We start from the raw sequence: 24533 nt of genomic DNA on the forward strand, positions 1-24533 counted from the left end.
TGGCAGCAATGGGTGCAACTCGCTGAATAGAGAAGCAATGATGAGTATAGACCCCAAAAGTGACAATATGTGTCTTTTCCTAAGCATTGATACAAAGGAACAAGTTTTAATGAGTAACTAAAAGTAGATTAGTTACGGTATTTTGTGATTATAGTTTGTTATAAATGTGACTTAAATCACATTTTATTTTTAAGCATAAAAAGTAAACATTCTTTATATGTTTGTCAATATATGGTGGATATTCAAAGAAAATCGCGAGATGATAAAGTCAATAGTCCATAGTATTTAGTCGATAGTCCATAGCTGATTCGAGTAAATGTACACCTTGTTAAATGCTGTAAACCAGTATTTTATATTAAGATTGCGTACTCACTTTATTTTTAAAGGTGTTTCGGTTGTATGCCTAAACACCCAATTAAATAGTTTTTAAATTCATCAATGACTGATAACCAGCAAACAACTTTGACTAAAATCACTGCGGAGTATTGAAAGTAGAAGCGGCTAAAAAATAAAGCGCCTTGGTGGTTTTTGAAAAATACAAAAAAAGGCAATCACTTATTAACTCAAGTTACACAGTTTTCTGAAGGTCACGTGTTTCTATTGTTGCGCAATGCGTAGCCCAACCATTTAGCAATAAAGCCATATAACCATCAAAACAAGTAGGTCTGTGTGGCTTCACTTATTAAATAAAAAATATAAAAGAAGGGGAGAAATTGCAGGGAAGTAAATATTTGAGCAGTTATTTAGACTTGCCCCAGTCTCTTTGTTCATTGATCGCTTCTTTGGCACGAAAAGCTTTTTCTAAATCTACCTCAAAGTGATTGGCAAGGTCGAATATGTACCCCAATACATCAGCAAACTCTTCCTCTAATGCTTGTTTTGTAGAAGAGGGCTTTTGGTGTGCTTTGGCTGCTTCCTGATACAAACCACGTTGGTTACGAATGGCTTTGGCAAGTTCGCCTACCTCTTCCGAAAAAAGTAGGAATGTCTCTAACGGGTTATTTTTGTTCCAGCCTCGCTCTGTACATACTGCATCCATGTATTGTTGCAAATCGGCCAGAGTAGGTTTGTCTTTCAGGTGAGCCATAGTTTTTAGTAAGTATCTATAAGTGAGGCAAAAGGGCTAAAGCTAAAAATGATGCTACTAAATATGATAGAGCATCATTTTTTATATTTTCGGTTTGGCTAGGCCTCTACACCTTGTTGAGCATCTTCGATAGACTCAACCAAAACAACTACTTTGTTGTTGAGCACTTCTACTACACCACCATCAATGTTAAAGTTTTGGTCTTTGCCGCCTGCTTTCAAACGCATGTTGCCCTTTTTTAGCAAACTGATCATGGCTGCGTGTTGGTCTAGTACTTCAAACTCTCCACTATTTCCTGGAAAAGTAATGGCTTGTGCTTCTCCTTCAAAAGCAGTTTTGTCAGGAGTGATGATTTTTACTTGCATAATTTGACTTTTTTAGAATAAAGGGAGGTGAGACTCCTGGTGATCAAATGTGCTTTGAAAAATAATGAAGGGTGCTCATACAAGCACCCTTTTAATATGAATATAAGAATGGTTATGAACGCTCGGCGGCTTCTTTAAGCATTTGTTCGCCTGCTTCAATGGCTTCTTCGATAGTACCTTTCAAGTTGAACGCAGGTTCTGGGTACTTCAACAAAGAATCATCATCAAGTAACATCTTAAATCCTTTGATAGTATCTTTAATGTCTACCAATGCACCAGTCAAACCAGTAAATTGCTCAGCAACGTGGAAAGGCTGAGACAAGAAACGTTGGATACGACGAGCTTTGTTTACTACCTTACGGTCATCGTCAGAAAGTTCATCCAAACCAAGAATCGCAATGATATCCTGAAGTTCGTTGTAACGTTGTAGAGTTTCTTTTACTCGCTGAGCAATGTTATAGTGCTCTTCACCCAAAATGTCAGCAGTCAAGATACGAGAAGTAGAATCCAGTGGGTCTACCGCAGGGTAAATACCAAGAGAAGCTAATTTACGAGAAAGTACCGTGGTTGCATCCAAGTGAGCAAATGTAGTTGCAGGAGCAGGGTCAGTCAAGTCATCCGCAGGTACATAAATCGCTTGTACGGAAGTAATAGAACCACGCTTGGTAGAAGTAATACGTTCCTGCATTACACCCATCTCAGTGGCAAGTGTTGGTTGGTAACCTACCGCAGAAGGCATACGACCTAAAAGAGCCGATACCTCAGAACCAGCCTGAGTAAAGCGGAAGATGTTATCAATAAAGAAAAGAATATCGTTTCCTTTGCCAGTACCATCACCATCACGGAAGTACTCAGCAATACTTAACCCTGAAAGGGCTACACGAGCACGTGCCCCTGGAGGTTCGTTCATTTGACCAAATACGAAAGTTGCTTTTGATTCTTTCAACTTTTCGCGGTCAATTTTGTCTAAAGGCCAACCACCTTCATGCAATGCCTTTTCAAATTCTTCACCGTAGTTTACAATTCCTGATTCGATCATCTCACGAAGCAAATCGTTACCTTCACGAGTACGCTCACCTACACCAGCAAATACAGAAACCCCTGCATAAGCTTTTGCAATGTTGTTGATCAATTCCTGGATCAATACGGTTTTACCTACTCCAGCACCACCAAACAAACCAATTTTACCTCCTTTGGCATAAGGCTCGAGTAAGTCAATTACTTTAATACCTGTAAAAAGTACCTCAGTTTCAGTAGTCAACTGATCAAAGGTAGGAGCAGCACGGTGGATAGACACGCGACGATCAGTTTTGGGGTTTTCAATACCGTCAATGGCTTCACCTACCACATTAAACAGTCTGCCTTTGATTCCATCGCCAGTAGGCATAGAAATAGGACCTTCTTTGTCAGTTACATCCATTCCTCTTTGTAAGCCCTCAGTACCTTCCATCGCAATGGTACGGACGGTGTCTTCACCAAGGTGTTGCTGACATTCCAAAATCACTACCTGTCCATTTTCTTTGGTTACTTCAAGGGCATTCAATATTTTAGGTAGATGACTCTTTTCATCTGTAAAACTAACGTCTACTACGGGACCGATTACTTGCGTAATTTTACCAACGTTTGCCATTGATTTTTATTTATAAGGTTAAAATTACAATCTAACTAAAAGTTTGAGATAATATATATAGACACAAAACTAATGGATAAAGCTAGCTTTACCAATAGCTATAGGCTTTGTTATATTAATTCAGCCGCAAACTTATAAAAAATAACGTTTCTAAGGTAGATTTTTTGAGCAAATTACCTGCAATACCGTCATTATTATAAAAAAATCTTTGGAAGTGCATACTATCCTGCTTGCTTCACCCGTTGCAACACCCTGTTTTGAGCTAATGAGCCTTGGTTTTTGACCTAAAAAAGAGTTTGGGCTAAAAATCAACAACTTGACCTTTCATTAGTTAATTTGTATGATGCCTTGATTGCTTCACAATAAAATTGAAAATTGCGGGCATTATTTCTCATCACCCACAATACTATTATATACACCAATGACTAAACTACTCGCTTTTTTAAGCATTGCACTGTTTATGTTCACTGCTTGTAATGTGACCAAATCTGACCAACAAACCCAACATGATACTACGTCGGTAGATAGAATAAGTAAAGTGTTTGATTTGCAAGGACACCGGGGCGCTCGTGGGTTTTACCCCGAAAACACGCTCCCTGCATTTTTAGAAGCAGTAAACCGCGGAGTGCGCACTATAGAGTTAGATGTAGTAGTAAGCGCCGATAGTCAGTTGGTAGTATCACACGAGCCTTTTTTAAATCATACCATATGTTTAGATACTGCGGGCAAAGCTATAGCTGAAGCAGATGAAAAGAAATGGAACATTTACCAAATGACTATGGCACAGGTACGTAAGTGTGATTGTGGTAGTTTGGGCAATCCTAACTTCAAAGAACAGAAGAAACGCAAAGTATCTAAACCTGCCTTGTCAATTGCTATTCGTGCTATAGAGGCCTACGTACACAGTCGTGGTATACGCAATGTGTATTATAATATAGAAACCAAGTCGCGCCCCGAATGGGATAGCACTTATCACCCTGCCCCAACAGTATTTGCCCGTTTGTTGTTCAAAGAGTTGAGTAAATTGAACGTTTTACACCGTGCCTTTATTCAATCGTTTGATATACGTACCCTGCAGGCATTCAAAAAGTTGAACCCCCAATCAAAGCTGGTTCTATTGGTAAGCAATAAGTTAAGCTTTGAAGAAAACCTGCAAAAGTTGGGGTTTGCTCCAGCTGTATACAGCCCCTATTATCAATTAGTCACTCCTCAATTAATTGCTCAAGCACACGCCCGGCAAATTCAGGTAATTCCCTGGACTGTGAATACACAAGAAACAGCAGATACACTTAAAAAAATGGGAGTGGACGGTTTAATCACCGACTATCCGGGGCAAATTAAGTAAGCGGATAATTTCCTTCAACAAACACTTTATCTGTTAGTTGAACAGACATCATCGTAGTTTTTATAAACGCTTGTGGTAGTATTCTGTATTGAAATGACAAGCACACCAAAAGGGCATAGGCAAACATATACATCCGAAAAAGGGGATGTTTACTTGAATTTTGATAAATTTAGGTAAATATAGATGTAGGGGGCAAAGCACCTACATTTGAACCGTCGTTATATGAACCATTCTTTTACTAAGTTCATTGTAGGTCATTTTATCAGAAGAGGCAGCACCATTTGGTAGGTGTTGGTTTATGCTCTGATTATTGCCTGTATGCAATAAGTGCAATTTCGATAAGAATTATAAAACTATGAGACTTCTGTTTATTATCACCTTTGCCTTTATGTTTGGTTATGGCAACTCGCAAGCCCAAAACACAAAAACAGATAGTTTGGAAAACCTGTTGTCTATTACCACCGATACTGTTCAGAAAATAGCTATTTTAGATGCACTTACCTGGGAGTTCCGTAATTCAGACCTGAAAAAATCGTTAGACTACGGCTTACGCAATATAGCTTTGATTCAGCAATCTCAGTACCCCGAAAAGTTGCCAGATACTTACGGTTATGTAGGCATAATTTACCGCAATCTGGGCGATTACTCACAGTCAATGGCATACCATTATAAAGCACTAAAACTGGCAAAACGGTATAAGATAGTTAGTCGGGAAGCTTATTCTTATAACAATATAGGAGACGTGCTTCAGCGGCAAAATCATTTTTCAGCCGCGATCACTAACATACAAAAGGCCATTGACCTGTTTACCCAACTCAACCATAAAAAAGGGCAAGCCTATGGGTACTTAAGATTGGGTGAAGTTTTTAAAAAGCAAAAACGTTATCGAGAGGCTCTGGAGGTTTTTTTTAAGGTGCTTGAGATTAAAAGTCAACCCAATGCAGACGTGAGCACTGTGTTGCAACGCATAGGTAACATATATAGCAAACAAGGCAAATATAAGGAGGCTATATTGTACTTAAATAAAGCACTCAACCAGGATATAATTACACAGGATATTCTGGGGGTGTGCAATGTGCAGAATGACATGTCTGCTATTTATTTACAGCAAAATAACCCCCAAAAAGTGATCAGGCAAGCCACCAAAACCTGGCAAAAAGCCTCTGAGATAATGGCAAAGCCTATTATGTATAAAACCGCTCGCCTGTTACAACAAGCCTACGAAAAGCAAAATAACTATATCAAAGCTTACTACTATCAAAAACAATATATCAAGACGCTCGAAGATTTTTTGAATGAACAAAGAGGTACCCAACTGGATGCCCTCAAGTTTAGCCATCAATTAGAAAAGCAACAGGTAGAGCTTGACCTAAAAGACAAGAACATACAGTTGTTAAAGCAGGCGCAAAAAGAGCATCGTTTGAGGCAGAGTTTGGTGTATGCCTTGTTTGCGGCTATAGTATTATTGGGTGGCTTGATTACCGCCTTGGTTAGGGGCAACCTTCGTAAGAAAAAAGCCAATCGTTTATTGCAAAACAGAAATCAGGAGATTGCGGAGAAAAACCATGAGATTGTTGTGCAAAATCGAGAGTTGCATATTCAGCAAGAGGAAATACAGGCACAACACAACGCTATAGAACTGCGAAACCGACACATTACCCAAAGTATTCAAGCCGCCAAAACTATTCAGGAAGCTATCTTGCCCCAACAAGTGCGCATCAAGCAAATGTTTGCCCAATACTTTGTACTTTATCGCCCCCGTGATGTGGTGTCGGGCGATTTTTATTGGGCAGGCAAGGTAGGCAATACCCGTATTTTGGGTGCCATTGATTGTACCGGACACGGAGTGCCAGGGGCGTTTATGAGTTTGATTGGTTTTGCTTTGCTGAATGAAATTATCAATACAAAGAAAATAACCAACCCTGCAGAAATACTCACTATGCTTAGGCTTGAGGTTAAACAAGCTTTAAAACAAGACGAAACCCTCAACCGGGATGGAATGGATGCTGGGCTGGTAGCCATAGAAGACCAGCCTGATGGCAAGGTAAAGGTAGATTTTGCGGGTGCCAAGCGCCCCTTGTGGTATATTACCAAAGATAGTGACGCCATGCAAGTAGTAGAGGGGAGCAGGGTGTCGATAGGGCTTACTTATAAGAATAAAAGAGCCATTGAAAATAACACGTATATACTAGATAAGGGTACTTTACTTTATTTAAGTTCCGATGGTTTTGTTGACCAAAACAAGGTAACCCGTGATAAATTTGGAGTGAAAAGGCTTACCGAATTGATTTATACCTTAAGTAATCAAGATTTATCTGAGCAAAAACAAGCATTGGATGAGGCGTTAGATGAGTTTATGGCAGGTACCGAGCAACGCGATGATATTTTGCTAATGGGAGTAAAGTTGTGACTGTTCGGGGCAGTTCAGGAGGCGAAAGTTAGAGGATTGAGGGTATTTTAGGATTGTTTTTTGTTGAATTGTATGGGCATATATGCCAAGTGTTTGGTTTACTTTTAGTAAATTAAAGAACTAATGTGTAGATAGGTTGATGTGGTGAACTAGTACTCTAGCTCCTAAGTAGGAATGACATTACCTAAGCACAAATTGCTTCAAGAGCATTTTATCTATGCTGTAAGTACAAGTTAAACAAGAACGATACAACTATGAGACTCCTGTTTACTGTCATTTTTATCCTTATGTTTGGTTATGACAACCTGCAAGCCCAAAGCGCAAAAACAGATAGTTTGGAAAAACTATTGCCTCTCACCACTGATACTTCTCAACAAATCGCCATTTTGAGCAAACTTACCTGGCAATTTCGTTACTCTAATCTGAAAAAAGCCCTGCATTATGGTTTACGCAACATAGCTTTAATCCAACAATCTATATACAAAAAAGAATTGCCCCAGGCAAATGGTTACGTGGGGGTGATCTACCGCAATTTGGGAGATTATTCTCAGGCAATAATCTATCATTATAAAGCACTAAAATTGGCAAAAAAGCATCAGGTACTCATTCAAGAAGCTTATTCTTACAATAATATTGGGGATATACTTCAACGGCAAAATCATTTCTCTGATGCAACAACGAATATAAAACGAGCGATTGACCTATTTGTCCGCCTCAAAAACAAAAAAGGGGAGGCTTATGGGTACCTAAGGTTGGGAGAGGTATTGCAAAAGCAACAGCATTATCAGAAGGCTTTAAAGGCTTTTTTGAAAGCGCTCACCATCAGAAAAAAGATGGATGTCAAACAGGCTGACTTGAGTGCGCCATTGCATCGTATTGGAGTATTGTATAGTGTGCAAGGTAAGTATAAAGAAGCCATGTTGTATTTGAGCAAGGTGTTGAGGCAGTATGAGACTAAAAATGATATTTTGGGTATTTGCAGCTTACAAAATGATATATCAGCCATTTATTTGCAGCAAAATAATACGAAAGAGGTGATCAGCCAGGCAACCAAAACCTGGAAAAAAGCCTCAGAAGTAACGGCAAAACCAATTATGTATCGAAGTGCTCGCCTATTGCAAAAAGCTTATGAAAAGCAACAAAACTATACTAAGGCCTATTATTATCAACAGCTATATATTAATACCTTGGAAGATTTTTTAAATGAGCAGAGAGGCAATCAACTAGATGCACTTAAGTACAGTCATCAATTGGATAAGCAACAGGTAGCACTAGACCTAAAAGACAAAGACATTCAATTATTGCAGCAGGCACAAAAAGAACATCGATTAAGGCGAGGGCTGGTGTATGCACTGTTGATAGGTATATTTTTATTGGCTTGCCTGATTACAGTACTTTTTAGGGGTAACATGCGCAAGAAAAAAGCCAATCATTTATTACAAAACAGGAACCAGGAAATTGCAGAGAAGAGTCAGGAAATCATTGTTCAAAACAAAGAGTTACAGGCTCAACAAGAAGAAATACGTGTCCAGCATGATACCATAGAGCGTCGAAATCACCACATCACCCAAAGCATTAAAGCTGCCAAAACCATTCAGGAAGCCATTTTGCCTCAGGAAACACGCATCAAGCAAATGTTTGAACAGTATTTTGTGCTTTATCGTCCACGCGACGTGGTTTCAGGTGATTTTTATTGGGCAGGGCGGGTAGATAACACCCGCATTTTGGGTGCCATTGATTGTACTGGACACGGGGTGCCCGGGGCTTTTATGAGTATGATTGGATTTGCGTTGTTGAATGAAATCATCAATACAAAAAAGATCACCCATCCAGGACAAGTACTAACCTACCTGAGGCAGGAAGTAAAAAAAGCTTTGCGACAAGAAGAAACCCACAACAAAGACGGAATGGACGCTGGAATAATAGCTGTGGAAGACCAGCCTGATGGCAAGGTAAAGCTGGAGTTTTCTGGTGCCAAGCGCCCTTTGTGGTATATTACTAAAGAGAGTGAAAGTGTAGAAATAATAGATGGCAGTAGGGTATCAATAGGGCAGGCTTATATGGACAAAAGAGTGATTGAAAACCGCACTTATATATTTGACAAAGGTACCTTACTTTATTTGAGCTCAGATGGCTTTGCTGACCAAAACAATGTAGATCGTCGAAAGTTTGGAGTGAAAAGACTCACCGAATTGATTTATACCATAAGTAATAAAGATTTATCTGAGCAAAAACAAGCATTGGATAAAGTGTTAGATGATTTTATGACGAGTACTGAACAACGCGATGATATTTTGCTGATGGGAGTGAGGTTATAATATGTTTTGAGCATTTTATACATTAAACAAGGTCATAATGGACAAGTGCTTTTTTATGATCAAAATAAGGGTTTTGGGAGCGTTTTTTGCCCAAATAAGCGGATTAAATTGTGTGAAAAAGCACTATATGCTATACTTACAGAAGATATGAGCAAAGGCAAGCAAGCCATACTGGTCAATTATTGAAAAATAATTTTGTAATATACCTTGCTGACTCTCAGTAAGTTTGACTTATCTGTAAATCTAAAATAATGGGATGTTTACCTATTGTATACCCTTGTTTTTTGACTTTTTGCTATAAAATGAGCGAAATTTAAGCAAAGCTACATCAAAAGGAAATTGAAATATTCTTTCAATCGTTGGTGACACAATGTATAAAATAAAGACAGCCTTTACCTAACCCAAAGACTGTCAAATAATTTGATAACTAACTACCAAGGTGTGTACTGGTTACACACCATACAGCTATTATTACCCATTTATTATGAAGATCCAGCTTATTATTATCTTAACCCTGATTACTGTTTGTAATGTAGAGGCGCGAAGCCTCAGCACTGATAGTTTGGAAAAACTGTTGCCTACTACTCAAAAAACCTCCCATCGAATAGATATTTTAAGCAAGCTTACCTGGCAACTTCGTAATTCAGACTTAAAAAAAGCCCTGAGTTATGGTTTACAACACATCGCTTTGATTCGCAAGTCAGGGAATCCACAAGCATTGGCGCAAGCAAATAATTATGTAGGAATTATTTATCGTAATTTGGGAGACTACTCTCAAGCAATGCGTTATCATTATAAAGCGCTCACCCTTGCCCAACAACACCAGGTGATCGACCAAAAAGCATATTGTTATAACAATATTGGCGACTTGTTGGGGAGGCAGGGTAACTTGTTGGATGCCCGGAAAAATATACAACGTGCCATCGACCTGTTTGTCCAACTTAAAAATGATCGGGGAGAGGCCTATGGTTACTTGAGGCTTGGCGAAGTGCTACAGCAAGAAGGGAAGTATGACGAAGCATTGACTGCTTTTTTTAAAGCCCTTGATCTTAGAAAAAAAATGAAAGCAGCAAAAGCCGATCTAAGTGCCCCACTGCAACGGATTGGTGTATTGTATGGAGTTCAACATAAATACAAAGAAGCAATGCTGTATTTAGGCAAGGCACTCAGGCAGGACGTGGTCAATCAGGACATACGTGGAATGTGTAGTGTACAAAACGACATGTCTGCCATTTATTTACAACAAAACAAGACACAGGAAGTAATCAGGCAGGCAACTGATACCTGGCAACACGCCTCAGAAATAATGGCAAAGCCTATCATGTATCGTACTGCCCGCTTGTTGCAGCAAGCCTACGAAAAACAAAAAAACTATGTCAAGGCTTACTACTATCAGCAACAATACGTGAGCACGCTCGAAGATTTTTTGAATGAACAAAGAGGAAACCAGTTGGATGCGTTGAGGTATAGTCATCAATTAGAAAAACAGCAAGTAGAGCTTGACCTAAAAGATAAAGACATACAATTGCTGCAGCAGGCACAAAAAGAACACCGCTTAAGGCAAAGTTTGGTGTATGCCTTGTTTGCGGCTATAGTACTACTGGGTGGCTTGATTACAGCCTTGGTTAGGGGCAACCTTCGTAAGAAAAAAGCCAACCACCTGTTACAAAACAGAAACCAGGAAATTGCAGAGAAAAATTACGAGATTGTTGTGCAAAACAAAGAGTTACACGCCCAACAAGAAGAAATACGGGCTCAACATGATTCTATAGAGCTACAAAACCGACACATTACCCAAAGCATTCAAGCTGCCAAAACTATTCAAGAGGCAATCCTTCCTCAGGAAGAACGCATCAAGCAAATGTTTGAGCAATACTTTGTGATTTACCGTCCACGCGATGTAGTGTCGGGCGATTTTTACTGGGCAGGCAAAGTAGGCAATACCCGTATTTTGGGTGCCATTGATTGCACCGGACACGGAGTGCCAGGGGCGTTTATGAGTATGATTGGTTTTGCTTTGCTGAATGAAATTATAAAAACTAAGAAAGTAACCAACCCTGGAGAAGTGCTCACCAGGCTAAGGCTCGAAGTGAAAAAAGCGTTGAGCCAGGAAGAAACCCGCAACAAGGATGGAATGGATGCTGGATTGATAGCCGTAGAGGATCAGAGTGATGGCAAGGTGAAAGTAGCCTTTGCTGGTGCCAAGCGTCCATTGTGGTATATGACCAAAGATTGCTCACGCTTACAGGTAGTAGAGGGTAGCAGGGTTTCAATAGGGCTTACCTATCAAGACAAAAGAGTCATAGAAACCAAAACGTACTTGTTTGACAAAGGAACTCAACTTTATTTGAGTTCCGATGGTTTTGCCGACCAAAACAATGTAGCCCGCCGGAAGTTTGGCACTAAACGACTGCTTGAGTTAATCTATATGATTGGCAAGTATCCTTTGTATAAACAGAAAAAAGTCTTGGACAATGATTTGGATGAGTTTATGAGAGACACGGAGCAACGCGATGATATTTTGTTGATGGGAGTAAAGCTGTAAGCTCTAAATCTAAAAAATACAAAGCGTTTGGCTAATAGTATAATTTAACAAAAACATGCGCAAGGATTACCTACCAGGAGTTATTATAATTCGGGAAAAGCATTACATTTGCACTCGAAAACAAAAACCAAGGTTAATCTATTGAAAAAAGTTGTTTCCATATTTCTCATTTTTCTGGTGCTTTTGCAACCCATGAGCAAGCTATGGATTGTTATATCTTTTGAAATTAACCAGGATTTTATAGCCAAAGTATTATGCATTAATCGTAGCGAGCCCGAGTCTGCTTGTGCTGGTCGATGTCATCTGGAGCGTGAACTAAAAGACGCTACAGAAAAAGAGCAAAAACAGATTCCTTTGTCAATTGTAGGCAAAAGTGAAACATTTGTATGCACTGCCCAGCGACTTTCGGTAAAACGCTCATTGATTTGTGCCCTCCCTGCTCGCCAGAGCATTTATCTGCGGTCTGCCCACCAAGGGTTTATTGCAGATATTTTCCACCCCCCACAATTCATTGCTTAACCTTTTATTCCCCTATTCCCTGTTTTTCAAGTTTTTATTTAAAAAGCAAGGGAGAGGTATGCCTTTTCAACCCGCTATGTCACCTTTTTTATCAAAAATAAAGGCGATTTACTAATGACTGGTTCATTAAAAAAAATAGTGAACAAAACCGTCTTGTATTTGCCTGTATCTAAAAAGAATAAGCAATGAAATCATTGAATATATTAATCATAAGTATTTTATCTATAGCATTACTTGCTGCCTGCAAAAAAGAAGACACTGCTACCCCTGCCAGCGAAACAGGACAAATGATTCTTCAATTTGACAATAAAGTAGGTTCAGAAGAATTGAATTTGACCGAGAGTGGGGGAACTGTATACCCTTACAAAACTGCCAGTGGGCAAACCTTCAATATTACCAAAATGGGATATTACGTCAGTAAAATTAAACTAGAGACCGAAGATGGAACTGTGCATGAGGATGAAATGAATGTAAGTGCCAATGCTGCCGAAGTAAAAGGGTACTACCACGTATTGGAAAGCAACTCTTCGTCTCAGTTGATCACCCTTAAAAATATTCCTGCCGGAAAGTATACCAAGGTTACTTTTACAATTGGAGTAGATGAAGACGGTGTGCAGGAAGGTGCCGCCGGTGGAGTGTTAGACCCAGCAGAAGGTGCTTGGTTTTGGAACTGGAACGCGGGCTATATTGGATTTGCCATAGAAGGTGCTTCGCCTAATTCAAGCCAAAAAGAAGTAGTAGGAGAAGGGTGGAAAATACACGAAAAATCGTTTGCCTTGCACGTAGGTGGATGGAAAGACGTGGCGCCTGCCAGTGGACAAACGCAAAAGTTTGTAAACAATGTAAAAACGTTAACACTTGCGCTAGACTCACCTGTGACTGTTTCTGAAAAGCTTCAGCCAAAAGCACATATCGTAGTAGATGCGCTGAAAGTATTGGACGGGGTAAATATTGATTTTGCTACCTCTTATGCCATCCATGCTCCAGCATTGGGCAAGCCCTTGGCAGAGCAATTATCTAATGCTTTTATACTTCATCATGTACACCAATAAAATGCCATTGAATTATAAATTATACCAAGCATACCCCACCTTGTGTTGGGTATGCATTTTTGTATTGTTGGTGGGGTGCCAAAAACAAAACGAAGCCCCTGATAATACCTATGTATTTGTGAAACCTGCGAACTTTCCTGAACCTACCTATACTTTTAAGAACAACCCGGTGACTAAAGAAGGGTTTTTGTTAGGACGCAGGCTGTTTTTTGACCCGTTACTGTCTAAAGACGGAAGTGTATCGTGCAACAACTGCCATATTCAGTCTACCGCCTTTGCCGATGCCCAACAGCATCCGCTGAGCATTGGGGTAGAAAACAGGGTAGGAACCCGAAATGCACCTGCGTTGGCAAATTTGGCGTTTATGCCTGAGTTTTTTTGGGATGGAGGCGTCACTCACTTAGATTTTGCTCCAATCAATGCCATAGAAGCTGTCTTTGAAATGGATGAAACGATGGAGAACGTGGTAAAAAAACTAAATGAAAGCACAGTATACCCCGCTTTGTTTAAAAAAGCTTTTGGGGTAGACAAAGTGACATCCCCTTATATGTTGCAGGCGTTGTCACAGTTTATGACGATGATGGTGTCGGCCAATTCCCGTTATGATAAATACCAACGGGGCGAAGGGGAGCAATTGAGCGATGACGAACAAGCAGGATTGACTTTGTTTCAAGCCAAATGTGGTAGTTGCCATGCCGGAGCATTGTTTACCGACTTCAGTTATAGAAATAATGGCATTAGTACCACCTTTAGCGACGAAGGCAGGGCGCGCATTTCTGAAGCAACCGAAGACATTGGTAAGTTTAGAGTGCCCAGCCTAAGAAACGTAGCATTGACTGCTCCATACATGCACAACGCAAAGTTTAGAACTTTGGAAGATGTATTGAAACATTATGCCGAAGGGGTACAACCTTCTGCAACGCTCGATGCTTCGTTACAGCGTAATGGGCGGTTGGGCATTGCCTTGACAAGTGAAGAGCAACGAAAAATTATTGCTTTTCTACGAACACTTACTGACAATGATTTTCGTTCAGACGAGCGGTTTCAAAACAGAAATGAAGAATGAAAAAGATAGTTTTAATTATAATACTCGCCAGTTTTGCCTTGTCAAGTCAGGCATGCGATGTATGCGGCTGTAGGTTAGGAGGTGTATACTTTGGAATTTTACCTATGCATACCACCCATTTTATAGGCTTGCGTTACAGCCAGGCAGCTTTTAAGGCTTCGGTTACCTATGGCAACAACCAGTACATTGCCAATGAGTCTTCCGAAGACATTTATCGTCGGGTAGACCTTATGGGAAGATATAGCATATCGCGCCGCCTTCAGGTAAACTTTATTGTGCCTTACCTGATGAACGACATGAACGGTAGCCATCAACAGGTACAAAGCGCCGGAATGGGCGATCCTATGGTGTTGTTGTACTATAACCTGTTTAACACTGCCAACAGTGGAGTATCTTTTTGGCAACATTCTTTATCGTTGGGTGGAGGATTGAAAATGCCGGTAGGCGAATACCAAAAACTAGACGATGGATTAATCATTAACCCAAACTTTCAGTTAGGATCAGGTAGCCTCGATTACTTACTGTCAATGAATTATACACTGCGTTACAAGAAAACGGGGGTAAATATCGAGTCGGGGTACAAAATGAATACAAAAAACAGCGAAGGCTACCGTTTTGGCAATCAGTTCAATACCAGTGCGTATTTATTCCAATGGCTTGAAACCCCACAAGTGGCCTTTTTGCCTTTTGCAGGTGTTTATTATGAACAAGCCGAAAAGCATACCAACGAAACCATTGAACAACTCAATACTGGAGGCAACTCACTGTTTGGAACCGTGGGTTTGCAGGTATTTCGTAATAACCTAAGCGTAAACTTTACGTATCAAATGCCTTGGGTGCAAAACTTCAATACCGATCAGTTATCCAATATTTCGGCTCAAAACCGTTTTAGTGTAGGTTTGTTGTACAACTTTTCGCTGAAAAAGCGTAAAAAGAAAACGCCCAAAAAATAAATATTAAAAAGCACCTGACCAAAAGAAAGCACCTGAGCAATTGCTTTGTTTGTATCTTTAGTGAGGTGTTTTTTCAACAACAGCGTTCAGGGAGTACCAAGGTAGTTACATAAACAAAATTTGAAATTTACCTAACGCTTTACCGAAGAAAATGGTTAGTTTGTCGAGTATTATGAACAGTTTAAAGTGAAAGGAGGTAGTTATAAGTGACATTACTAAGATCCTTAACTTACATATTATGGACAGTTTAATAATAAAATCGGGCAAAGATACTCCCTTTGTGTGTTTTGATACAAACAACAACATTTTTGAGATCTCAGGTGAGTCTTACAGCGTATTACCCAACGAGTTTTATGAACCTGTTTTGCAATGGTTGCGCAATTACCTTTCTACAAATCGCCTCCCTATTACCTTAAATATTCAGTTCAGCTATTTCAACACATCCACTTATTCTCCATTGTGTGAGTTACTCACCACCCTGGAGCGATACCAGTCAAACATAGGAGAAGAGGTGACCGTAAACTGGTTTGCCAGCCAAGACGACAACGAAATGATCAACGATGCCCATTTTTTGAAATCTAGTTTTTGCAACCTCTGTTTTAAAGTGTTACCAATACAAGCCGCCGCTTAGCAATTGGCAACACTTTGTTTTTATTTATTCTTCAACTCCCCCTATTCGCAAGTTAAAGCCTCCTTATTTTGTGATCAGTAACAAGTTACTGATGGAGTCCACTTTGCATTTTTTGCTTGCGTTGCCATTGTTTCCAGCCAAAAAATACCCCCAGTATACCCAATAGCCACCATAACTCAGGCTCTGACATGGCCTGTAGCTCTTCACCAGCGTCAAGCAAATGATTGCCCTTCAGAATTTGCTCTTGTTTGGCTTTAAGAGCTGCCTTTTGCGCTTCGTTTTCCACTGCAATAAACGAAGTAACCGGGCTCATAATATGCGCTTGAAAACTTCCCTTAATGATGTTATTTCTATGAACGAATGCTTTATACTGCGGTCGGTCGTTGGGGTGTAGCAGGTAATATTGCCAAAAACTCCATAACTCAGCTCCATTGTTCCAGGCATTTTTGCTTATCTGGGGCACCCCCTTTCCTCCTTTTGGCAAGGTATAAAAAGACGCCTGGTCATTGTCAGCTACCAAGAGCATACCTGATAGGGTGTTAATTTCCCGCACCTTTTTGTTCGCGGGTATGGCAGCGTTGGCTTTTACCTTCTTCAAGGGAGCGTGTAGCAATGAATAACTGCTCAGGGTGTGGTCTGGTTTGAGCGCATAAAAATATCGACTTCCTTGCAACTGGTGGGCAAAACCTGCCATTGCATGCTCAAATACTGCTTTATCGAGGTGGTCAGACACCAATACCGCTACTGGATAAGTACCCTTGGGCGCAGGTTGTACAAACAAGCGCTTGAACATGCTTTCTATAAAAAAGCCCCCTTGCACCGGGAAATCATGCAGTTGTTGTTCCCACCGACTTTGTTCATTCAGAGCAATACTTTTGTAAGCAAAGTTACCAAAAGTGATTTTTGCCCCTGCTTTATGTTGTGGATATTTTTTAAGGTATTCCCGAATACGTTGTACATACATAGCCTTGTCTTTGACAGCCTGAGCGCTCAAATCTACCACAAAGTGCAAGTAAGGCTTTAGTACCTTTGCAGGAGCTTGTTGTTTGGTCAGTGCCGAAACATAAACCCCTTGGTGAGTAGATATTGCCTGAGTAAGGCTTTTTTGTTGGCTGCTGTCTCCCAGTGTAAGGGTATGTTTGCCAATGGTTAATTGCACTGGCTCTTTATGAACAAACTCGATCCCGGTTTTGCGGGTTTGCTCAGGAGCAAAAGGAAACACCTTAAAACTCACCTGATTGCCCTCGGTATAATGCAAGAGCCCAGGGTCGCGCCTACGACTCACAATATTGTTGTATACCCACATAGCGGCTTTTTTTTCGGCAAGTATTCCATACTCTTTGCGACCTTCCATCATTAGGTAATAGTTGCTGATCCAGGTACCCGCAGGTAAGGTAAACTTTGTTCTATACTCTTGTTGCCGCTTGGTGGCGTTTTGAATATCTAAATGTACCCAAGTGCGCCAGTATTGGTGAGCAGCATCAAAGCTTGACTTTACTTGTACCGAATCTATGGTTACCTGGTCGCTATGCGAAGGACCCACTACAAAACGGCGAGTACGTGTATGGTCACTTTGTTTGACATTGGTACCCAAAAATATTTTATGCAGCGCACGTATTTTTTTATTACTCAGCGTAAGGTTGTCCAGTACTATGTATTTATAAAAAGTACTCAAATAAGGTTTTTGTTTGGCATCGAAACCGAAGCCAAAGCCATTTTGGCTAGTGCGCCCCTTGTTTTTGTGTACATTTTTCAGCACTCGTTTTATTCTGTTTGGGTTGATATTCGTCAGTTGGTGGGCGCTTTCGCTGATGTTGGGAGCATACACCAGAGCCAATGCTTCGTGCAACTGTTTTCTGTCCTGGCGATAACTTTGGGTCACCCACAAGGGCAATACTGTCAGCCCACCGAGCAAACAAACAATCACTATAGCAGGAGAAAACCTTGCCGATAGGTGAATAAAACTCAAGCGAAGCGTGTTGGCCTGAAGAATGGTAATGAGCACCGGAGTAAGCATTAAAAAACCAGCCCCTATAATAAGGATGGCAATGATAGAAAAAGGCAGTAAAGGCAAAAATACCCAAAAGAAATAGAGGATATAACTAAAAGTAATGCTACGGGCAGTAAATAATGCCAGACGAATGATATCATTGCCTATCTTTTTTTCCGGGATTAACATCAGCAAGCCATTGGCCATTGCCAACCCATAAAAAACGGGTTCCGCAAAATTTCCAAATACCATTCCCAGGTCTTGGTTGAGGTACAAACCCGCCACTGGAAAGATGACAAACACTGGTATTTGCCAAAGCAATTGATATTGACCACTCAAGAAGTTTTTTCGGGTAATACTTACGCTATATACTCCCCTGATCAAAAAGAAAAAGAACACCACGGTGCTACAGGCAAAAATTAATAGCATAATATGCTGAAACAAAGGTTTGTTGATGCCCCCTTGGTTAATAGCGGGCAAAACAATGGTAAATAGCAAATACCAACTGACCGGAATAGCCACAACCAACCCAAAGTTCCACCAGTTGGGGTGTTGGGTATTGCCGGGTGTAAAAAACACCACCAGCCTAAGCACACTATGAAAAATGGCGGGCATCAGGAAAGTCAGTACATACAGCGGCAAATCACTGGTGCTCAGCATCCAGTTGGGGACACTTCCCGGAATTATTTTGTGCTGATCTGCTAAAAAGAAATAGAGTATAGGCACATAAAAGCTCAACGCAATGAAACTAAAATAAGCATTGATATTTTTTTTGCGAATGGTTGCCCAAACACTGTAGCAGGTAGCCAACCCCCAGGCACTGCCCAAAATCAGCCCGTAGGCTTGCCAGTAATACAGGTTTTGGGGCGATAGCAAGCTCTTGATGATGCTAAAACTGCTGCTATATAAGCCAAACAGCAGCAATTGGGGCAGCGTTACGGTAAGTAAAATCCAATAAGGTTTGATAAGGTTTTTCATAGAGTAACATTGTTTGGTAAGTCAGAAGGTGTAGGCGATTGTTTGTTTTTATAAACTGTAAAGCAATAGTGTAATAAGAGGTAATACATCAGCAAAAACGCCAGGTATACTATGGCGCCCTCTATAGCATGCAAGCGGTTAGCCGGAAGTATTGCAGCGTAGGTGCCTTTCAATAACAAAGCATTGACAATACGAAAGGCATTGACTGCCACAGTAAGTAGGTAAGCAATGACCAAAAACACTGGCAGCGAAAGCCATTGCCAATGGCTGCCCTTTATTTTTGGCGTAAACCCAAAAACCGAAGTGCAAAACGCAATAATGAGAAAGTTAACCCCAGCACAACTCTTGGCAATGACAAACTGATGTGCCTGATTGATGTAGCCCTGGCTGGCATCATAGCTAAACTGGAGACCAGTAAAGCTGTGAACTGCTGCCTGAGTGGGGGCAAGTATCCAATGCAAATCGGGAACTTCAGCGGTTTGGTAAAATTTTTTGAGCACCAATGCCACCAGCGCCATGGCACCCAGTATAAGCCCGTTTTTGAGATTTGTTTTCATATATTGTAAAGTACTTTGAGATGCAAAGTAAGTAGATATGCCTGAATAACGCAATTAAGTCACAAAAAGTTGTGAAATTAAATAACTTGAGTAGAAATGAAAACAGCTATTTAGAAAAGTAGGTGGGCAAATGGTTGAAGGATACCACACTGCTTAAAGCCTGGCAACTAAAGCCCAGAGTAGTACTTGTTTTATTCTTTGACAAACACACGATCTTTGCCCAAAAACTCAGGCGATTGTACCGAAAATACCTGTAAGGGCTTGCGTGAGGTAACCGTGACAGCATGCACACTGCCTTCGGGTATGGCTATCCAATCACCTTTTTTCACCTCAAAAGTTTGATCATCCAATCGCATGCGAGCCTTTCCAGCAAGAATGTACACCTGCTCGGTGTGTTTTAGGTGTTTATGGGCTTTTACGCCTTTTTTTATCCAAATAACAAAGCTTGAGGTATGTTTATTGGAATAAATTTTTTGCACCTTTACATTTTCATAAGCCCCTGCGGGCTTAAGTTTGGCAAGCTGCACCAGGTTTTGGCTATAGCCCAACTGGGCAAAACAAAGGGTAGTAAATAAGAGTAACTTTAGTTTCATTAAAATGCTTTGCTATGTATTATTTTATTGAGCTTGGCCTCCGCCTGCGTGGTGTGGTCCATGTTTTCCTTTAGGAGCCTCACAGCTTTTGTCACAAGCAGCTAGAACTTTGGAGTTGTTTAATGTCCAATTTGTTTCAACAGACTTATTTTTTGAGTGGTTTTTGTTCACTATTCTGCTGATCAATGTACGTTCTGCCATCGAATTTGTCTCAAGGCGGATAGTGTTGTCAGGCAAGGCGTCATTATCAAGCAAAGTAACGCCAAAGCGATCAAGTGCTTGGTGCTTTTTGAGAACCTGTTGGATTTCGTCAAAGCAAGCTTGATCTTGTTCAGTAAGTAATTGATTGGTATCAAGCTCAGAAGCAATGCCATATTCAAAATTGAGAGCAGTAGTTTTTGTATTCATACCTTTGAGTGTTTATATTAATGATGTAAGGTTGTTGATAAAATTCATAAATTAGAAGGATAATATCTAAAAAACAAGTTTTATTTCTGGTACACAACAAAAAGATATAAATCAATATGTGGGGGGATAATAGTATTTGTAAGTTTTGGGAGGCAAGTATTTGGCTAGTGGGACTGAACTTGGTAATGATAGGACAGGTTTTTTCGCAAACATGGCATATTACACAAGAAGTCAATAAACAAGAGTTAGCTTATTATAACGCCAGGCATACCTATTTTTCCCAACAAAAAATGCCTGATAGTGCATTACATTATTTAGCAAAAAGTAATGAGCATGTACAGGTTTTGGGGGATTACGTTACTTATTTTCATAATTTATATTTATTAGGGTCTTATGCCCAGCAAACCTATCAATACAATTATGGTTTAGAGTTATTACTGGAAGGTCTAAGACACTACCCTGTTTGTTTAAAGCTTATACCTGATTCATTAGAAAAACGTGTGTTAGGTAATGTTGCCACAGTGTTTTCTAAAATAGCTACAATATATAATGCAAAAGGGGCTTTTTATGCAGCATTAGACTATCGTACTAAGTACTTGAATTTGCGCAAAGAACTTTTTGGATTTAACCATGTTTTAACTGCCCATGCGTACAATACTTTAGGTTTAGCCTATAAGCATGTAAAGGATTATAGAAAAGCTTTACGCTGTTATAACAATGCATTAAGCATTTATACTCAATTACCTGGACATTTGTCTAAATTTAAAATGTACCCCTTAAGTAATATGGGTGATTTATACCAACAAAAAGGAGAGTATGATGTTGCATTAAACTATTTGCAGAAGGCATTAAAAAAGTCACTAGAAGAGTTGGGTGGAGGAGCCGCAAATTATACTAATATAGGCGATACTTATAATAAGACTGAAAAATATGGCTTAGCATTGGAAAATTACCAAAAAGCATTAGAACTGCGTAGAAACCGTTTGGGCGAAAAGCATCCTTTTGTTGCAGTGTTATATAATCAACTGGGAGCCCTGTATTACAAACAAAAAAAATACGGTCAAGCCCTTCGGTTTTATCAAAAGGCATTGGTCTCTAATCACCGTATATTCAATGATACAGCCAATGTATATGCTTTGCCAACGAGCAGTGATCAAGTATATAGTAATAGTACTTTATTAACAAGCTTCACTGAAAAATCGGTTACGCTAGAAAAAGTTTCTCGCAGTAAAAATAATCTAGAACAAGCCTATAAAACCTATGAACTAGCTGATCAATTAGCCGATAAAATGAGGGAAAATCTTTCCCGCAAGAGCGATGGTTTACGCCTTACCTCTAAAGTTGCCTCCTTGTACGACAATGCCCTGCAACTATGCTGGAAACTAAGCCAATATGACGCTACTCAACAAGTAGGCAACCAAAAAGAGAATAAAAGCCAAACAGGTAATGGGGTTGCCACTGTTAACAAATACAACCCTTACCTTAAGAAAGCCTTCTACTTTGCCGAAAAGGGCAAGTCGAGCGTATTGCGTAAGCTGGCTACCGATGCCTCCGCCCGTATCAAGAGCAATATTCCCGAAGCAGTGCTCAACCAGGAGCGTAAACTGAATGGGTCTATTTTGTATTATCAACGCCAATTGAACCGCTTTCAAATAAAAAAAGCTCTCAACAAAAAAGACAGCGTGCAAAAACAATCGTTTGAAAACCGCATATTTGACCTCAGAAGAAAATACGATGACTTGTTGCGAGGGCTTGAGCAACGCTACCCTGATTATTACGACCTCAAACACAACACTTATATCGCTACCGTAGCCGATGTACAAAAGCGTTTAGACGAAAAAACGGCACTGATAGAGTATGTGCTCACCGACGAACAACTGTATAGTTTTGTCATTACCAAAGCAGGTTTTTGGGTGAAGCAGCAGGCTGTCAACCGCAAAAAGACCGAAGCAGAAATAAAGAAATGGTTTTACAACATCAAAGGGGGTACTGATGACAGCTACCTGGAGCGGGGGCATCGTTTTTTCAAACAGTTTATTCAACCCATCGAAAAGCATATCTCCTCTAAAAAACATTTATTGATTGTGCCAGATGGTTTGTTGAGTAATTTGCCCTTTGAGGCATTTATTACCAAGCCCCACCCACCCAATGGTAAACAACACCAATACCCTTACCTGATCCGAAGGTGGGGGGTTACTTTGTACCCATCGGCAAGCCTTGCCTTGCTAAAACAACAACGGCGTAAAGCAACGCATACCCAGGAGTTTATGGGTTTTGCACCGGTTTTTCAGACCAAATACGCAACAAGTGGTATTTTTAGACGCAACCTGAGTGCTTTGCCCTATACCAAAACCGAAGTGGAAAACATCCATCGCTTGTTTACCAGCTTAAAAAGAACCAGCAAAATATATACAGGCGAGCAAGTGTCGGAACGAATGATCAAAAACCTGACAGGATACTATCGTTTTGTGCATTTTGCTACCCACGGAATGCTGGACGATGACACCCCCATTCTGGCTTTTTATCCTGACAAGGTCATTGACTCAGCCCAGGCAAATGATGGTGAATTGTCGCTGGAAGAAATATTTAACCTCAAGTTCAAAGCCGACATGGTAGTCTTGAGCAGTTGTCAGGGGGGGGCCGGACGCAATGTAAAAGGCGAAGGAATACTGGCCATTACCAGAGGGTTTGTATATTTGGGGGTGCCTCATATTATTTATACCTTATGGTCGGTAAACGACAAGGATGCGGCCGAATTGATGATTCGTTTTTACAAGCTGCTCAATCAAAACAAAACCTACCGTGAAGCATTGCGCCTTGCCAAGTTGTCGATGTTGCAAGATCCCAAAACAGCCTGGCCTAAATGGTGGGCGGGTTTTACCATGATGAGCAAGATGAAATAGGCTGGCTTGGTTAAATCCTAATGCCCATAACTGTAATATCGTCGCGTTGTTCAGTACCTTTCTGGTGTTTTTGGAGCCGTTTTTCAAAGTATTGCTTTTGTTTATACAGCGGAAGTGTTTGTATTTGAGTCATCAGTTTTACCAGCTTGGTGGTGCCAAAATGCCTGCGTCGTGGGTTGGCAGCATCAGTATAGCCATCGGTAGTAAGGTAAAGCATTTCTCCTTTGGGCAAATGTATTTCGTGGTTGGTAAATGGGTACTTGCTACGCTTGAGCCACCCTCCCAAAGAGCGTCGGTTGCCCTTTATTTTCAATATTTGACCCACTTGGCTGTAATAAAGGGTAGACTTGGCTCCGCAAAATACTACCTTGACCTTGTCGTTGGCTTGCTTGAGCCGGGTAGACCCCATAGGTGTTTCTATACAGCACAAACTCAAGTCCATGCCATCTATGCTTTTAGACTCTTGCTGATGCAACGCAGTATAAATATCGGTATCCAGGGTTTCGAGAATCTCACTGGGTTCAAATATTTCTTTTTCACGCACAATCTGGTTGAGCAAAGTGTGCCCTATGATACTCATAAAGGCTCCGGGTACACCGTGTCCCGTGCAGTCAACCGTAGCAATAAATGTTTTGTTGCCTATTTGAGTAAACCAGTAAAAGTCACCCGATACCATATCTTTGGGCAAAAAAATGATAAAAGCATCACTAAAAGACTTCTTGATTTCGATGTGATTAGGAAGAATAGCTTGCTGAATACGCTTGGCATATATGATGCTGTCGGTGAGGCGGTTATTTTTTATTTTAAGTTCTTCAAACGTTTCTTCGAGCATTGTTTTTTGGTACTTTATTTCTTCCTGGCTCGCTTTCAATTGGTTGTATGCTTTGATGAGCACCTGTTCATTTGCGTGCATTTTCTGGTTATTAAACTCTAGCGTTTGTTGTTGTTCATCCCGGTTTTTTTGGGCAACTTCAAGTGCCTTCAATCCCTTTAAATACTCTTTTTTTTGTTGGGTCAATTGCTCTTCCTGATGTTGCGTTTGAGACTGAAGATGTGTTATTTCTTCCTTTTGTGTGTAGATCGTATTTCGCTGAAGTACAGCAACAACAACCAAAAGTCCCGCAATGAGTACCAATACAATATTCAACAGCATAAAGTGATCGTTTGCTCTTTTGTAGACATA

General features: G+C 40.4%; 18 protein-coding genes. 10 read left to right on the plus strand and 8 right to left on the minus strand.

What is annotated here, in order from left to right:
- Positions 1–739: 739 nt before the first annotated feature.
- From M23134_RS19380 to atpD, 3 genes are all read right to left on the minus strand, one after another.
- Positions 740–1087, minus strand: a complete 348-nt coding sequence (locus tag M23134_RS19380; RefSeq protein WP_002698992.1) for a MazG nucleotide pyrophosphohydrolase domain-containing protein — start codon at positions 1085–1087, stop codon at positions 740–742.
- Positions 1088–1185: 98 nt separating this feature from the next.
- Complete coding sequence (gene atpC, locus M23134_RS19385) at positions 1186–1452, minus strand: ATP synthase F1 subunit epsilon (RefSeq protein ID WP_002698998.1); 267 nt, start codon at positions 1450–1452, stop codon at positions 1186–1188.
- Positions 1453–1564: 112 nt separating this feature from the next.
- Complete coding sequence (atpD, locus tag M23134_RS19390; RefSeq protein ID WP_002699000.1) at positions 1565–3082, minus strand: F0F1 ATP synthase subunit beta; 1518 nt, start codon at positions 3080–3082, stop codon at positions 1565–1567.
- 421 nt (positions 3083–3503) lie between these two features.
- On the opposite strand from atpD, the gene M23134_RS19395 reads away from it, so the two are divergent.
- The 9 genes from M23134_RS19395 to M23134_RS19435 all read left to right on the plus strand — a co-directional run bounded on the left by M23134_RS19395 (position 3504) and on the right by M23134_RS19435 (position 15921).
- Entirely contained in the window at positions 3504–4427 is a 924-nt protein-coding gene (locus tag M23134_RS19395; RefSeq protein ID WP_002699007.1) for a glycerophosphodiester phosphodiesterase family protein, read from the plus strand.
- 355 nt (positions 4428–4782) lie between these two features.
- Positions 4783–6837 carry a tetratricopeptide repeat protein gene (locus M23134_RS19400; protein WP_045113908.1) on the plus strand — a complete coding sequence of 685 codons (2055 nt, stop codon included), beginning with the start codon at positions 4783–4785 and terminating at the stop codon, positions 6835–6837.
- Positions 6838–7091: 254 nt separating this feature from the next.
- Positions 7092–9155, plus strand: coding sequence for a tetratricopeptide repeat protein (locus M23134_RS19405; protein WP_045113909.1), 2064 nt, complete (start codon positions 7092–7094; stop codon positions 9153–9155).
- A 484-nt stretch (positions 9156–9639) separates the two neighbouring features.
- Complete coding sequence (locus M23134_RS19410; protein WP_045113910.1) at positions 9640–11700, plus strand: tetratricopeptide repeat protein; 2061 nt, start codon at positions 9640–9642, stop codon at positions 11698–11700.
- 192 nt (positions 11701–11892) lie between these two features.
- Positions 11893–12219, plus strand: a complete 327-nt coding sequence (locus tag M23134_RS38505) for a hypothetical protein (protein WP_157558554.1) — start codon at positions 11893–11895, stop codon at positions 12217–12219.
- A 185-nt stretch (positions 12220–12404) separates the two neighbouring features.
- Positions 12405–13271: an MbnP family protein gene (locus M23134_RS19420; RefSeq protein WP_002699017.1), complete on the plus strand. Its 867-nt coding sequence runs from the start codon at positions 12405–12407 to the stop codon at positions 13269–13271.
- 1 nt (position 13272) lies between these two features.
- A complete protein-coding gene (locus M23134_RS19425) occupies positions 13273–14337 on the plus strand; it encodes a cytochrome-c peroxidase (RefSeq protein ID WP_002699019.1) in 1065 nt (354 codons plus the stop codon).
- Positions 14334–15290 carry a hypothetical protein gene (locus M23134_RS19430; protein ID WP_045113911.1) on the plus strand — a complete coding sequence of 319 codons (957 nt, stop codon included), beginning with the start codon at positions 14334–14336 and terminating at the stop codon, positions 15288–15290. Before M23134_RS19425 ends, M23134_RS19430 begins: the two co-directional genes overlap by 4 nt.
- 238 nt (positions 15291–15528) lie before the next feature.
- Positions 15529–15921: a DUF1987 domain-containing protein gene (locus M23134_RS19435; protein ID WP_002699022.1), complete on the plus strand. Its 393-nt coding sequence runs from the start codon at positions 15529–15531 to the stop codon at positions 15919–15921.
- An 85-nt stretch (positions 15922–16006) separates the two neighbouring features.
- Here M23134_RS19435 and M23134_RS19440 read toward each other — a convergent pair whose 3' ends face one another.
- From M23134_RS19440 to M23134_RS19455, 4 genes are all read right to left on the minus strand, one after another.
- Positions 16007–18889 carry an MSEP-CTERM sorting domain-containing protein gene (locus M23134_RS19440; RefSeq protein WP_002699024.1) on the minus strand — a complete coding sequence of 961 codons (2883 nt, stop codon included), beginning with the start codon at positions 18887–18889 and terminating at the stop codon, positions 16007–16009.
- A complete protein-coding gene (gene xrtK, locus M23134_RS19445; RefSeq protein ID WP_002699026.1) occupies positions 18886–19446 on the minus strand; it encodes an exosortase K in 561 nt (186 codons plus the stop codon). The genes M23134_RS19440 and xrtK overlap by 4 nt, the downstream gene beginning before the upstream one ends.
- A gap of 191 nt (positions 19447–19637) precedes the next feature.
- On the minus strand, positions 19638–20039 hold the full coding sequence (locus M23134_RS38510; protein ID WP_002699027.1) for a cupin domain-containing protein: 402 nt from the start codon (positions 20037–20039) through the stop codon (positions 19638–19640).
- 24 nt (positions 20040–20063) lie between these two features.
- The gene (locus M23134_RS19455) at positions 20064–20447 is read right to left on the minus strand and encodes a hypothetical protein (RefSeq protein ID WP_002699029.1); all 384 of its coding nucleotides are present in this window, start codon (positions 20445–20447) and stop codon (positions 20064–20066) included.
- A gap of 116 nt (positions 20448–20563) precedes the next feature.
- Between M23134_RS19455 and M23134_RS19460 the strand changes: the two genes are divergently transcribed.
- Positions 20564–23350, plus strand: a complete 2787-nt coding sequence (locus M23134_RS19460) for a CHAT domain-containing protein (RefSeq protein ID WP_002699030.1) — start codon at positions 20564–20566, stop codon at positions 23348–23350.
- A 10-nt stretch (positions 23351–23360) separates the two neighbouring features.
- Here M23134_RS19460 and M23134_RS19465 read toward each other — a convergent pair whose 3' ends face one another.
- A complete protein-coding gene (locus M23134_RS19465) occupies positions 23361–24503 on the minus strand; it encodes a PP2C family protein-serine/threonine phosphatase (RefSeq protein ID WP_045113913.1) in 1143 nt (380 codons plus the stop codon).
- Between the last annotated feature and the right edge of the window lie 30 nt (positions 24504–24533).

This window comes from Microscilla marina ATCC 23134 (assembly GCF_000169175.1).
Taxonomy (GTDB): domain Bacteria; phylum Bacteroidota; class Bacteroidia; order Cytophagales; family Microscillaceae; genus Microscilla; species Microscilla marina.